This window comes from Serratia sp. CY27727 (assembly GCF_052169275.1).
Lineage (GTDB): Bacteria > Pseudomonadota > Gammaproteobacteria > Enterobacterales > Enterobacteriaceae > Serratia > Serratia sarumanii.
Genome location: NZ_JBJNLB010000016.1, coordinates 29,079 through 42,113, shown reverse-complemented (window position 1 = coordinate 42,113; position 13,035 = coordinate 29,079). Strand labels below are relative to the sequence as shown.

Annotated in this window: 10 protein-coding genes; 5 read left to right on the top strand and 5 right to left on the bottom strand. The window is 62.7% G+C overall.

From position 1 onward, the window contains the following. Window positions 1–1,533, bottom strand: coding sequence for an alkaline phosphatase (locus tag ACJ8HB_RS23600; protein ID WP_094860191.1), 1,533 nt, complete (start codon window positions 1,531–1,533; stop codon window positions 1–3). Between the two features lie 323 nt (window positions 1,534–1,856). Between ACJ8HB_RS23600 and ygiD the strand changes: the two genes are divergently transcribed. Beyond that, window positions 1,857–2,639 (top strand): 4,5-DOPA dioxygenase extradiol, encoded by a 783-nt coding sequence (gene ygiD / locus ACJ8HB_RS23595; protein WP_164146177.1) that lies wholly within the window; start codon window positions 1,857–1,859, stop codon window positions 2,637–2,639. Between the two features lie 46 nt (window positions 2,640–2,685). On the opposite strand, the gene ACJ8HB_RS23590 is transcribed toward ygiD, so the two are convergent. Together ACJ8HB_RS23590 and ACJ8HB_RS23585 are read right to left on the bottom strand one after the other, a co-directional pair. Then, a complete protein-coding gene (locus tag ACJ8HB_RS23590) occupies window positions 2,686–3,846 on the bottom strand; it encodes a glutathionylspermidine synthase family protein (RefSeq protein ID WP_094860193.1) in 1,161 nt (386 codons plus the stop codon). Window positions 3,847–3,849: 3 nt separating this feature from the next. Beyond that, on the bottom strand, window positions 3,850–4,512 hold the full coding sequence (locus ACJ8HB_RS23585; RefSeq protein ID WP_025304315.1) for a DUF1190 family protein: 663 nt from the start codon (window positions 4,510–4,512) through the stop codon (window positions 3,850–3,852). Window positions 4,513–4,865: 353 nt separating this feature from the next. Here ACJ8HB_RS23585 and ACJ8HB_RS23580 point away from each other — a divergent pair, with 353 nt between their 5' ends. From ACJ8HB_RS23580 to dhaM, 4 genes are read left to right on the top strand one after another with little or no spacing between them, the layout of a single operon-like run. Further along, window positions 4,866–5,966: a glycerol dehydrogenase gene (locus ACJ8HB_RS23580; RefSeq protein ID WP_047570470.1), complete on the top strand. Its 1,101-nt coding sequence runs from the start codon at window positions 4,866–4,868 to the stop codon at window positions 5,964–5,966. Between the two features lie 51 nt (window positions 5,967–6,017). Next, window positions 6,018–7,088, top strand: a complete 1,071-nt coding sequence (dhaK, locus tag ACJ8HB_RS23575) for a dihydroxyacetone kinase subunit DhaK (protein ID WP_047570472.1) — start codon at window positions 6,018–6,020, stop codon at window positions 7,086–7,088. A gap of 9 nt (window positions 7,089–7,097) precedes the next feature. Continuing rightward, window positions 7,098–7,730: a dihydroxyacetone kinase subunit DhaL gene (dhaL, locus tag ACJ8HB_RS23570; RefSeq protein WP_033636066.1), complete on the top strand. Its 633-nt coding sequence runs from the start codon at window positions 7,098–7,100 to the stop codon at window positions 7,728–7,730. Between the two features lie 11 nt (window positions 7,731–7,741). Continuing rightward, window positions 7,742–9,172 (top strand): dihydroxyacetone kinase phosphoryl donor subunit DhaM, encoded by a 1,431-nt coding sequence (gene dhaM / locus ACJ8HB_RS23565; RefSeq protein ID WP_047570474.1) that lies wholly within the window; start codon window positions 7,742–7,744, stop codon window positions 9,170–9,172. Window positions 9,173–9,176: 4 nt separating this feature from the next. On the opposite strand, the gene dhaR is transcribed toward dhaM, so the two are convergent. After that, window positions 9,177–11,126, bottom strand: a complete 1,950-nt coding sequence (gene dhaR / locus ACJ8HB_RS23560; RefSeq protein ID WP_047570476.1) for a dihydroxyacetone kinase operon transcriptional regulator DhaR — start codon at window positions 11,124–11,126, stop codon at window positions 9,177–9,179. Window positions 11,127–11,277: 151 nt separating this feature from the next. Next, window positions 11,278–12,795, bottom strand: coding sequence for a multidrug efflux transporter outer membrane subunit HasF (gene hasF / locus ACJ8HB_RS23555; protein ID WP_033654823.1), 1,518 nt, complete (start codon window positions 12,793–12,795; stop codon window positions 11,278–11,280). Window positions 12,796–13,035 lie beyond the last annotated feature (240 nt).

Below are 13,035 nucleotides of genomic sequence, written 5' to 3'. Positions count from 1 at the left end.
CTATCGTTCTGACAGGCGTTCGCCGATGCGGCTGGCGTAATTCATCACGTGGAAGGTGTAGTTCTCTTCCACCGTACCCTGGAACAGATGGGCCCAAGGGCCGATGGCGTAGATGCCGAGATCTTCCCCGCCGTGGGTCTCGCTTTTCAGCGGCACCAGCGCCGGCTGAATAAAGTCGGGCGCGGTGGCCTGTTCCATGGTCAATGTCGGGCGTTCGGTCAGCGGGATCGTGCCGCCGGGGCCATTGGCGAAGCCGACGGTGGTGTAAGGCTTGCCGTCGCTGCCCAGCCGCGGTTTGCCGTCGACGCCGACGGAAATGCCGAGGATAGGATTACCCCGCTTGGCATAGCCGGCGATGGTCAATGTGTGGCTGTGATCGCCGGTCACGATCACCAGGGTTTCGTCCAGGTTGACCTTGTCGACGATGGTTTTCACCGCCTCGTTCAGGGCGACCGCGTCGCTCAGCGTACGGTAGGCGTTACCGTTGTGGCTACCGTGATCGATGCGTCCGCCCTCCACCAACAGCAGGTAGCCTTCGGGATTCCTGGCCAGAATATCGATGGCCTTACCGGTCATTTCCGCCAGCGAGGGTTCTCCCGCCGCGTCTTGCCGCCGATCGTGCTCGAAGTTCATGTGCGACGGCTCGAACAGGGCCAGCAGATGATCGACCTTACCCGGTTCGATTTTGTCGAACTGCGCCTGATTCCAGACGTATTGCCCGCGCTCGCCATAGCGTTGCAGCCAGGCCTGCGTCAGATCGCGGCCATCCTTTCTGGCACCTTTCTTGCCGGGGTATTCCGGATCGCTCACGCTATCGGGCAGGAAGTTGGTGCGCCCGCCGCCCATCGCCACGTTAAGGCCGTTGCCGTACTTCATTTCCACCAGCTGGCGTGCGATATCGCGGCAGCCTGCGGCCAGAGCCGCTGCCGGCATTTTGGCGTCGGATTCCCAATCGCGGTTGGCGATATGGGCATAGGTCGCGCCCGGCGTGGCGTGGGTGATGGTGGCGGTCGTCACGGCGCCGGTGGCCATGCCGAGCGTTGCGGCCATCTCCCACAGCGTGGTGACGGTGTTGGTTTGCTGATCCTCGCAATTGTTGAGGGTGGCCGTATGGTTGAGGCCCATCAGATCGTTGATGGTTTTGACGCCGGTGGTCATCGCCACCGCGCTGGGCGCGGAGTCGGTGATTTGGGCGTCGGCGGAGTAGGTTTTGGCCGCAGCCAGATAGGGGAAGGCCTCCCAGGCCAGCACGTTGGATTCGCCGTCCACGCCGCGCTGCTGCCCTTCAAAAATGCGGGCGGCGGTCACGGTGGAAAACCCCATGCCGTCGCCGACCACCAGAATGACGTTTTTGGCGCGGTTGGTGTTTGGCGTCTGTTTCAGCCGCTGTTGCAGCTGAGCTTGCGCCTGAAGGAAGTAAGGATCTTCGCGCTGCGTCAGCTGCGCGTTGTCCGCCGCGCCGGCGGTGGCCGTCCAGCCGGTGAGCAAGGATATGGAAAGCGCCAGGCGGGTTGCCAGTGTGAGTCTGAACATGAATTCCTCCTTGGTGAGACGTAATTCCCATCGCGCGGCGGGGTTGCCTGCTACCCGTCGGCAGAGGAGGAGTGTATAGATTGCGTTAACAAAAAATACATAAATTATTCACAAATTAGATCTGTGTGGCAGTAATGTCATGGCATTCACTGATCTTATTAATCTATTGAAATATATTAATTTTTTATCTTTCTGTCTGCCGGCGCATTCCTCCGCTTTTAATTCAAATTTATTGAATATCTTCATCACGGTTATCCGGCTGTGTTGGCGCGGCAAAGCGCGTAATGTAGCGGCATAGCACAATTTGAACTAAGGATCTCCCTATGAACACCTCTCGTATGCCGGCACTGTTTCTTGGCCACGGTAGCCCGATGAACGTGCTGGAAGACAACCGCTACACCCGGGCATGGCGTGCGTTGGGTGAGTCATTGCCGCGCCCGAAGGCGATCGTGGCGGTTTCCGCGCATTGGTATACCCGCGGCACTGCGGTTACCGCGATGGAAAACCCCAAAACCATTCACGACTTCGGCGGGTTCCCACAGGCGCTGTTTGATACCCGTTATCCGGCGCCGGGCTCTCCCGCGCTGGCTGCGCAGCTGCAGCAAATGCTGGCGCCGGTGCCGGTGACGGCCGATCTCGGCGAGTGGGGGTTGGATCACGGAACCTGGGGCGTGTTGATCAAGATGTACCCCAATGCTGACATCCCGGTGGTGCAGCTCAGCGTCGACGGCACGCAGCCGGCGGCCTATCACTATGAGCTGGGGCGCAAACTGGCGGCGCTGCGCGATGAGGGGGTGATGATTGTCGCCAGCGGCAACGTGGTGCACAACCTGCGCATGGTGAAATGGCAGGGCGACACCAGCGCCTACCCGTGGGCGGAATCGTTCAATAACTTTGTCCGGGATAACCTGCGTTATCGGGGCGATAACCATCCGCTGGTGGATTTCATGCGCCACGAAGGCGCGGCGCTGTCGAATCCGACGCCGGAACACTATCTGCCGTTGCTGTACGTGCTTGGCGGTTGGGATGGAAAAGAGGCCATCAGCGTGCCGATCGACGGTATCGAAATGGGAGCGCTGAGCATGCTGTCGGTGCAGGTGGGCTAAAGAAAAACGCCAGTCAGAGACTGGCGTTTTGGTCTCGGCGGGGCTATCAGCCGAGGATGGTGTGCGGATAGAAGCGCGACAGATCCTGCGTGATCAGTTCGCGATCTTCGCGCAGGCCGATGCCGCAAGGTTGATCATTCACCAGCCAACTGCCGATCAGCGTGTAGCTGTCTTCGAACTTCGGCAGCGGATGGAACTGCTGCACGATCATGCCTTCTTCACCGTACGGCCCATCGACGCGCGCCACTTCCTGACCGTTTTCGACGATCTGAATGTTCGCGCCTTCGCGTGAGAACAGCGGCTTGGTGACGTAATGGTCCATCGCCGGATGCTCGTCTTGCGCGAAATAAGCCGGCAACAGATTCGGGTGGTTCGGGAACATTTCCCACAGCAGCGGCAGCAGCGCTTTGTTGGAGATGATGCTCTTCCAGGCCGGCTCCAGCCAGCGCACGCCGGCGTCTTCCAGCTTGGTGGAGAACATCTCGCGCAGCATGAATTCCCACGGGTAGAGCTTGAACAGGTTGCCGATCACCTGATCCTGCAGATCGGTAAACTGGCCTTTCTCGCCGAGGCCAATCTCTTCCATGAACAGGAACTCGGTCGGCAGACCGGCTTCCTGCGCGCAGTCCTGCAGATATTGCACCGTGCCGCGATCTTCTTCGCTGTCCTGGCAGCACGCCAGGTGCAACAGGCCGAAGCCATGATGCGCTTTCAGTTCGGCGAAACGCTCGATCAGCTTCTCCTGCAGGCTGTTGTACTGATCCGATTCCGGATCCAACTTGCCGGCGTTGATCTGGTCTTCCAGCCACAGCCACTGGAAGAAGGCCGCCTCATACAGCGAGGTTGGCGTATCGGCGTTGTTCTCCAGCAGCTTCGGCGGGTTAACGCCGTCGTAGGCCAGATCGAGACGCGAATACAGCGACGGCTGATTGGTGCGCCACGAACTGCGCACGAACTCCCAAGTGTGTTTCGGGATGCAGAACTTGGCCATCAGCTCGTCGCTGCCGACCACTTTTTCCACCACCTGCAGACACATCTGGTGCAGCTCGGCGGTGGCGCTTTCGATCTCTTCAATCTGCGCCAGCGTGAACTGGTAATAGGCGTCTTCACACCAGTACGGCTCGCCGTACATGGTGTGGAAACGGAAACCGAACTCGGTCGCTTTTTCACGCCAGTCCGGGCGCTCGGTAATAGCAATACGTTTCATGCATCAACCGCCCATGCTGCGGGAGCCGGAGTTGGAGGTGGCGCTACTGCGCTGCATGCTGGTCTGCTTGGCTACGGTCTCGCCGAAACCGCCGCGGGTCACGGTGTTGGTGACCGCAGGCTTCGGCGCCATGGCGGTTTTCGGCACCGTCATGGTGCGGCCGCCGGCGGTGGCCGGGCCATAGCTCTTGCCGCTGGCGTCGACAAACTTGCCGTTCGCCGGGCTGGCGGCGTTCTTGGAGGTGAACAGCGGCTGCTGCGCGAAGCCGGAACCGCCCATCAGGCGGCCCATCATGTAGCCCGCCATCAGCGGCATCCAGAAGCTGCCGCTGCTTTGCGATTCCGCCGCCATGCCGGCCTGTGCCGGCGCCTGGGTGCACTGCGCTTCGCCGAACTCGGCGACGCAGTCTTCGCGGGTGGCGTATTTCGGCGCGGTTTTCGCCGCTTCTTGCAGGGCGTTGTTGTAGGAGGTGGTGCACTGCTCGCTCATCGAAGGATTGGCGCGCGAACAGTCATCGGCATTCTGATACAGGGAGACCGTTTCATCGCTCTTCTCGCAGCCGGCCAGCATAAAGACGGCGCTGATCGCCAAAGCCACGGGCGCGACACGGTAGCTGCGCCAGGATTTGCGGAACGTCTCTTGGTTGATGTTTTTTGTCCGTTTCATCGTTATCAATCCCATCATGCGGGCTGTTTTCGCCCTTTCCCAGTAGTGGCGCTAAGGATAGGGGAAACATGGTCAAAATTAAAGCTGAAACGCCCGCAGAATCGACTCTTTACGCAGTTATACGTTGGGGTGTGCGCCAGTTCGCTTTCGCGGCGAAAAAACGCGCGTTGGCGTTTCATCATGAAACGTTGTCGCTATGATGATGTTCCATAATGGAACAAAAATCGCGAGGCTCGCCAGGCGGGCGGCGGGCGCTCATAGTCGAAGCACAACAACAAGCCGGCGGCGAAGTCGGCGCGTCATCACCTGATATCTGAACGTTACCATCGCCAACTCCCTACAAGGATCCGGTTATGTTGAGAATCATCCAGTCACCAGGCAAATACATTCAGGGCGCCAATGCGCTGGCCGCCGTCGGCGAACACGCCAAATCCCTCGCCGATCACTATCTGGTGATCGCCGACGACTTCGTGATGCAGCTGGCGGGCGACACCCTGATGGGCAGCCTGCAGCAGCACGGCGTGAAACATCATGCGGCCCGCTTCAACGGCGAATGCTGCCGCAAGGAGATAGACCGGCTCGGCCATGAGTTGCAGGCTCACGGCTGCCGCGGCGTGATCGGCGTCGGCGGCGGCAAGACGCTCGACACCGCCAAGGCCGTGGCGCACTACCAACAGCTGCCGGTGGTGCTCATTCCCACCATCGCCTCCACCGATGCGCCGACCAGCGCGCTGTCGGTTCTCTACACCGAACAGGGCGAATTCGCCGAGTACCTGATTTACCCGCGCAACCCGGACATGGTGGTGATGGACAGCGCCATCATCGCCAAAGCGCCGGTGCGTCTGCTGGTGGCCGGCATGGGCGACGCGCTTTCCACCTATTTCGAGGCGCAGGCCTGCTTCGACGCCCAGGCCACCAGCATGGCCGGCGGCAAATCGACGCTGGCGGCGCTCAGCCTGGCGCGGCTGTGCTACGACACGCTGCTGGCGGAAGGGGTGAAAGCCAAACTGGCGGTCGAGGCCGGCGTGGTGACGGAAGCGGTGGAACGCATCATTGAGGCCAATACCTATCTGAGCGGCATCGGCTTCGAGAGCAGTGGGCTGGCGGCGGCGCACGCCATTCACAACGGTTTTACCGTGCTGGAGGAGTGCCACCACCTGTATCACGGCGAGAAAGTGGCGTTCGGCACCCTGGCGCAGCTGGTGCTGCAGAACAGCCCGATGGCGCAGATTGAAACCGTGCTGGCGTTTTGTCATGGCATCGGCCTGCCGATCACGCTGGCGCAGATGGGCGTCACCGGCGATGCGGCGGCGAAGATGATGGCGGTGGCCGAAGCCAGCTGCGCCGCCGGCGAAACCATTCACAACATGCCGTTCAAGGTTACTCCCGCGGGCGTGCAGGCGGCGATCCTGACGGCGGATCGGCTGGGCGCCGCCTGGCTGCAGCATCATTGATATCGTTGGGGCGCGGTGCGCCGCGCCCCTGTTCTTACAGAGGAAACCATCGTGAAAAAACTGATTAATCAGGTCGAGTCGGTGTTGGAAGAGCAGTTGCAGGGGCTGGCGGAGGCCCATCCCGAGCTGCTGGTGCACGCGGATCCGCTGTTCGTGACCCGCGCCGACGCGCCGGTGGCGGGCAAGGTGGCGATCCTGTCCGGCGGCGGTAGCGGCCACGAGCCGATGCACTGCGGTTTCGTCGGCGAAGGGATGCTCGACGGCGCCTGCCCGGGCGAGATTTTCACCTCGCCGACGCCGGATAAAATGTACGAGTGCGGCCAGGCGATCGACGGCGGCGCCGGGGTGCTGATGCTGATCAAGAACTACACCGGCGACGTGCTCAACTTCGAAACCGCCACCGAGCTGCTGCACGACAGCGGCGTCGCGGTGGCGACGGTGCTGGTGGATGACGACGTGGCGGTCAAAGACAGCCTGTTTACCGCCGGGCGGCGCGGGGTGGCGAACACCGTGCTGATGGAGAAACTGCTGGGCGCCGCCGCGGCGCGCGGCGACGATCTGGACAGCGTGGTGACGTTAGGGCATCGCATCAATAACCACGGGCATTCGATCGGCATCGCGCTGGGCGCTTGCACCGTGCCGGCCGCCGGCAAGCCGTCGTTCACCCTGGCGGAGAACGAAATGGAGTTCGGCGTCGGCATTCACGGCGAGCCGGGCATTGCGCGCCGCTCGTTCACCACGCTCAACGCGGCGGTGGACGACATGTTCCATACGCTGATCGACCACGGCCACTATCAGCGCACGATCCGCGTCTGGGATCGTCAGCAGGGCGAGTGGCGCGACGAGATGCAGACCAAGCAGCCGCTGACGCGCGGCGATCGGGCGATCGCGCTGGTCAACAACCTGGGCGCCACGCCGCTGTCTGAGCTGTACGGCGTATACCATCGGCTGGCGGAGCGCTGCGCCGAGGCGGGCATCATCATTGAGCGCAATCTGGTGGGCTCTTACTGCACTTCGCTCGATATGCAGGGCGTGTCCATCACGCTGTTGAACGTGGACGACGAGCTGTTGTCCTTGTGGGATGCGCCGGTGAAAACGCCTGCGCTGCGTTGGGGTTGCTGAGGAGGAATCATGGCGTTGACCAAACAACAGGTTGTCGATTGGCTGATGCGTTGCGGCGAGGTGTTCAGCCGGGAGCGCGATTTTCTGACCCGGCTGGACACCGAGATCGGCGATGCCGACCACGGTTTGAACATGAATCGCGGTTTCAACAAGGTGGTGGAAAAGTTGCCGTCGGTGGCGGACAAGGACATCGGCTTTATCCTGAAAAACACCGGCATGACGCTGCTGTCGAGCGTGGGCGGCGCCAGCGGTCCGCTGTTCGGCACCTTCTTCATCCGCGCGGCGCAGGCGGCGAACGCCAAGCAAAGCCTGGATCTGGCGGAGCTGCATCAAATGATGCAAGAGGGGGTTGAAGGCGTGGTGATGCGCGGTAAGGCGGAGCCGGGCGACAAGACCATGTGCGACGTCTGGTGGCCGGTAGTGGAAAGCCTCGGGCAGTCCGCACAGCAGAACCTGAGCGTGGCGGAGGCGCTGCAGCGCGCCGCCGACAGCGCCGAGCGGGCGGTGGAGAGCACCATTACCATGCAGGCGCGCAAGGGGCGGGCCAGTTACCTGGGCGAGCGCAGCATCGGCCACCAGGATCCCGGCGCCACTTCGGTGATGTTGATGATGAAAACGCTGGCCGAGGTCGCCGGCAGCTAGCAGGAGGCGAGATGATTAATATCGTGGTGGTTTCGCACAGCGCGTTGCTGGCGCGCGGCGTTGAGCAACTGGCGCGGCAGATGATGCGCGGCGACGGCTGCAAACTGGCGCTGGCGGCGGGCGTGGATGACGAGCAGCACCCGATCGGCACGGACGCCGTCAAAGTGATGGAGGCGATCGAAGCGGTCGCCGACGGCGACGGCGTTCTGGTGCTGATGGATCTGGGCAGCGCGCTGCTCAGCGCCGAAACCGCGCTCGATCTGCTGGACCCGGATTTGGCCGCCAACGTGCGGCTGTGTGCGGCGCCGCTGGTCGAAGGCACGCTGGCGGCGGTGGTGGCCGCCAACTCTGGTGCCGCGCTGGAGCAGGTGGTGGCGGAGGCGCAGGGCGCGCTGCAGGCCAAACAGGCGCAGCTGGGCGAAGGCTCGCCGGCCGCAAAAAGCGCGGCCTTGCCGCTGGCGCAGGGCAAAAGCGCAACCTGGACGGTGCAGAACCCGCACGGGCTGCATGCGCGCCCGGCGGCGCGGTTGGTTGAGGCGCTGGCGCCGTTCAAGGCCGAGCTGGTGCTGGAAAAGCAGGGGCAGTGCATCGATCCGCGCAGCCTCAATCAGCTGGCGCTGCTGCAGGTGCGCCACGGCGACACCATTCGCCTGATCGCCGACGGCGCGCAGGCGGACGAAGCGCTGGCGGCGTTTAAAGCGCTGGCGGAACAGCATTTCGGCGAGACGGTTTCCGAGCGGCGGCAGCCTTCGCTGCATGGCATTCCGGTGGCGGAAAGCGTCACCAGCGGGCCGGTGTTCCAGGCCCACAGCTTCTGGCCGCCAACCGTCGATCGACGAATCGGCGCGGACGAGGTGTTGGGCGAACAGCAACGCCTGCGTGAGGCGCTACAGCGCACGCTGAGCGATCTGAACCGGCTGGCAGAGCGCACCGGCACGCTGATCGGCAAGCCGCAGGCGGCGATCTTCGGCGCCCACAGCATGCTGCTGGACGATCCGGATCTGCAGCAGGCGGCGTACACCCGCATCGCGCAGCAGTTGTGCAACGCCGAGCAGGCCTGGCGACAGGTGCTGGAGGCGATCGCCGAAGAGTACCGCGAGCTGGATGACGACTATATGCGGGCGCGCGAACTGGACGTGCGCGACATGCTGCGCCGCACGCTGTGCCATCTGCAGGGGCTGCCGTTACCGACGATTGCGCTGGCAGAGCCGTCGATACTGGTGATGGACGAACTGATGCCTTCGGAGGTGGTGATGCTCGACAGGCGGCTGGTGCTCGGCATCTGCCTGAGCGGCGGCAATGCCCTGTCGCACAGCGCCATTCTGGCGAAGGCGATGGGCATGCCGATGGTGGTCGGCATGCAGGATTGCCTGAGCAAAACCCGCAGCGGGCAGAAGGCGATGCTGGACGCCGCGCGCGGGGTACTGCAGCTCAGCCACTAGGCGTTCAGGCGCGCAGCTTGAACTGGCGGATGTCGATCCCGTGCTGTTTGATCTTCCGCCACAGGGTGGTGCGGCCGATGCCCAGCAGCTGCGCCATTTCCGTCAGCTGGCCGCGGCTGACGGTCGCCGCGCGCAGGATCGCCTGGCGCTCCATGTCCGTCAGCGTCAGCAGCGGCGCGCCGGGCTGCGGATCGCTTTCCAGCAGCGACGGCTGGCCGAGCAGGTGCGCCGGCAGATCCGCCAATTGGATGTGGTGGCCGTGGCAGATCATTGCCGCGCGCTCCACCACCCCTTTCAGTTCCAAATCGTTGCCCGGCCACAGGTAGAGCGCCAGCTGGGCCATCACTTCGTCATCCACCCGAAAGCGACACTGAAAATGCTGCTCCAGCGTGCGCAGATGGTGTTTGACCAGCAGCGGAATATCGCTCAGCCGCTGGCGCAGCGGCGGGATCTGGATCTCGAACGCCTGCAGGCTGTAAAACAGCTGGCGGCGGAAGCGGTTTTGCTGCACCAGCAGCGGCAGATCGGCGGCGCTGCCGGCGATGACTCGGACATCGACCGGGATCACCCGGCTGGAATTGAGGCGGATCACCACGCCGGTTTTCAGCACCTGCAGCAATGCCGACTGCATCTCCGCCGGCAGGTATTCGATCTGTTCGAGGTACAGCGTGCCGCCGTTGGCCAATTCGAATTTACTCAGCTGGCCCGCCTCTTCTTCGTTGGCGTCGCTGCCCAGCAGTTCACGCAGCCCCTGCGCCTGCGGCAGCAGCTGGCAGTTGAGGGCGATATACGGCCCGGCGGCGCGTTCGCCGGCGTTGTGGATAGCCTGGCTGAGCCGCTCTTTGCCAACCCCTTCCTCCCCGCGCAGCAGGATTGGATGCTGGCCCTTGGCCGCCTGCTGCCCGTAACGGATCAGCCGCCGCATCTCCAGCGAGGCGGAGGGCATTTGCTCGAAGCTGTGGCTGACGCGCCCCAACTGGCTGCTGACATACTGGCGCAGCCGATCGAGCGGGTGCAGCAGGGCGATGAAACTGCAGCGATCGCCGTCGAAAATCGGCTTGAGCGTCAGCAAGGCGGCGATAAACTGCCGCTGGCTTTCGAAGGTGACTTCGACGTGTTGCAGCGGCTGCCGGTCGGCGATAGCGCGCTTGAGCAGGGCGGGCAGCGTCAGCAGCTGCGCCAGCGGTTTGCCCTGGCTCTGCTGCTCGTCCAGCTTCAGCAGGGCGGCGGCGCGCTGGTTGATGTATTGCAGATAGCCGCGGTGATCCCAGGCCATGACGCCGTCGTCTACGCCGTCCAGCAGGCCGTAAAGCTGATTCAGATGGCGGTTGGATTCCGCCAGCAGGCCGTCGGCGTTCAGCGAGTTGCCGATTTCGCGGGCGATGGCCAGCGTCAGCGACAGATCGCCGGCGGCGCAGTCGGCCAACAGACAGCCCAGCGCGATCGAACCGCGCTGGCGGCCGCTGTTGTCGTAGACCGGCGTAGCGCAGAACGACCAGCCGTGCAGCGCCCGGCGCACGTGCTCCCCGCCGCTCACCCGCACCGGATGGCCTTCCGTTGCCGCCAGCGCCGGGGCGTTGGTGCCGATCTGCCCTTCGGCCCAGTAAGCGCCGGGGGCGAACCCCAGTTGCTGTAAATGTTCCCAGATTTGGGCGTCGCCGCAGCGCCACAGCATGCAGCCGCTCTCGTCGAGGATCATCAACAGACAACGACGTGGCTCCATGTACTCGCAGGCGTCTTCCAGCGCCGCCTGGCCGAGCGTCAGCAGATCGTTCTTGCGGCGGCAAATCGATTCGAAGGTGGCGCCCTGAGCGCGGTGCGGTGCTTGCCAGACGTCGGGCTGCATCAGGCTGCGGCAGCGCAGCCAGGAGGCGTAAACCGCCTGTGCCGGGCGCAGCGGCGGCGGCAGTTCGCCGTCGTTAATCAGCCGCTGCCAGCGTGAATCGTTGTCCATCGAACCTCATCCAGACTGCGAAAACGAGAGTGACGATGATACCACCTGACGTGGCGGCGGCTGTGAGACGGCGGGCAGAAGTGGTGAAATCGAGGCAAAAAAAAACGGGGCGCGGCGCAGGCCGAACCCCGTGTTTATCAATGTGCGCGCATCAGTTGCGGAATGGGTTGCCGCTGTTGCGAGCCGGTTGGCTGGTGGTAACGGCCGGCGCGGATGCGCGAGTGGCCGCCGGTACCGGCGCCGCGGTTTGCTGCATCGGCGCATTGTCCTGATAGCCGTCTGCATAGGCGTCCTGCGCGCGATTCTGCGGCGCCACGGCGTCAGGTGCGGTCGACACCGGTTTGCCCAACGCGCCGTTCAACAGCAGCAAATCGTTCTGGTTCAGCGTGCCGAGCGCCGACTTGATGTTCAGCTGGTTGATCAGATAGGTATAACGCGCGTCGGACAGCTGACGTTTGGCGTTATACAGCGTGGTGGTGGCGTCCAGCACGTCGACGATGGTGCGGGTACCGACCTGATAACCGGCTTCCATCGCGTCCAGGGAGCTTTGCGCGGAGATCACCGCCTGTTTGTAGGCGTTGATGCTGCTGATCGAGGCGTTAACGTTGTTGAACGACGAACGCACGGTCTGCACCACGCTGCGGTGTGAGCTTTCCAACTGCTCGCTGGCGCCGACGAAGCCGTACTGCGCTTGTTTGACCTGCGAGTTGGTCGCGCCGCCGCTGTACAGCGGCAGGTTGAAGCTGATGCCGACCTTATTTTGGCCCGCATCGGAGTCGCTGTAGCGTGCGGCATTCGCGCCGCCGGTGTTGGAGCCGTTGTATTTGGTATTGCTGATGCCGGTTGACGCGCTGACGTCAATCGTCGGCATATAGCCGGTTTGGGCTGCGCGGATTTGCTCGCGCGCCAGATCCTGGCTCAGACGGGCGGACAGCAGGCTCAGGTTGCGCGCTTCCGCTTCTTTCAGCAGGTTGTTCACCGCTTCCGGGCGCTGGGTACTGAAGCGATCGGTATTCAACGAGGCCAGCTCCGGGTAGAAGGCCCCGGTCACCTGGCGCAGCGTTTCCAGCGCGTTATCCAGATCGTTGCGGGCGGAGACTTCCGCCGCCAGCACGGTGTCATAGTTCGAGCGGGCGTTCTGCACGTCGGTGATCGCCACCAGGCCCACGTTGAAGCGCTGGGTGGTTTGATCCAGCGTGCGGTATACCGCATCTTTCTGCGCCTGGGTATAGGACAGCGTGTCGATCGCCTTCAGCACGTTGAAGTAGGCGGTGGCGGTGTTGAGAATCAGCGACTGCTCAGCGGTCTGGAAGGTGACGTCGGAGATGCCGGCGGTCTTTTCCTGCAGCGTCAGCTGGCGCCATTTCGACATGTCGAAAATAGTTTGCGTCAGCGCCAACGAACCGCTGGTCACGTTGCTGTTAACGCCATTGCTGTCACGATAACCGTTGGTGTAATCGTAACCTGCGGTTAAACCGAGCTGCGGCAGCAACGGGCTGCGCGCTTCATTGATCTTTTCGAATGCGGCGTCGCGGTCAGCAGCACTTTTGCGCAGATCCGGGTTACTTTCCCTGGCCTGTTTGTAGACCTGCAGCAGGTTCTCTGCCTGGCTCATTGCACTGAAGCCGCCCAGGCTCAGTCCGATAAGAAGGGGGAGCAGTTTCTTCATTTGCATTCCTTGTTGTGCAGCAATATTGCTATGTTAGCGCTGACGATAGACGAAATAGTTGCCGATTCTAGCAGAGTCTGGGGTACGCATCAGGTGGCTGAATGTGCCATCTCACGTAACTTTTACCTTTCAGACCGCCCATTTACCTTGGCGTACTGCCCGGGTCGACTGCAGCTGATATTATGGCTGACAATCCGGATTGTTTCCCGCTATTACCTGCGAGCGCACAAACGTGCCGCA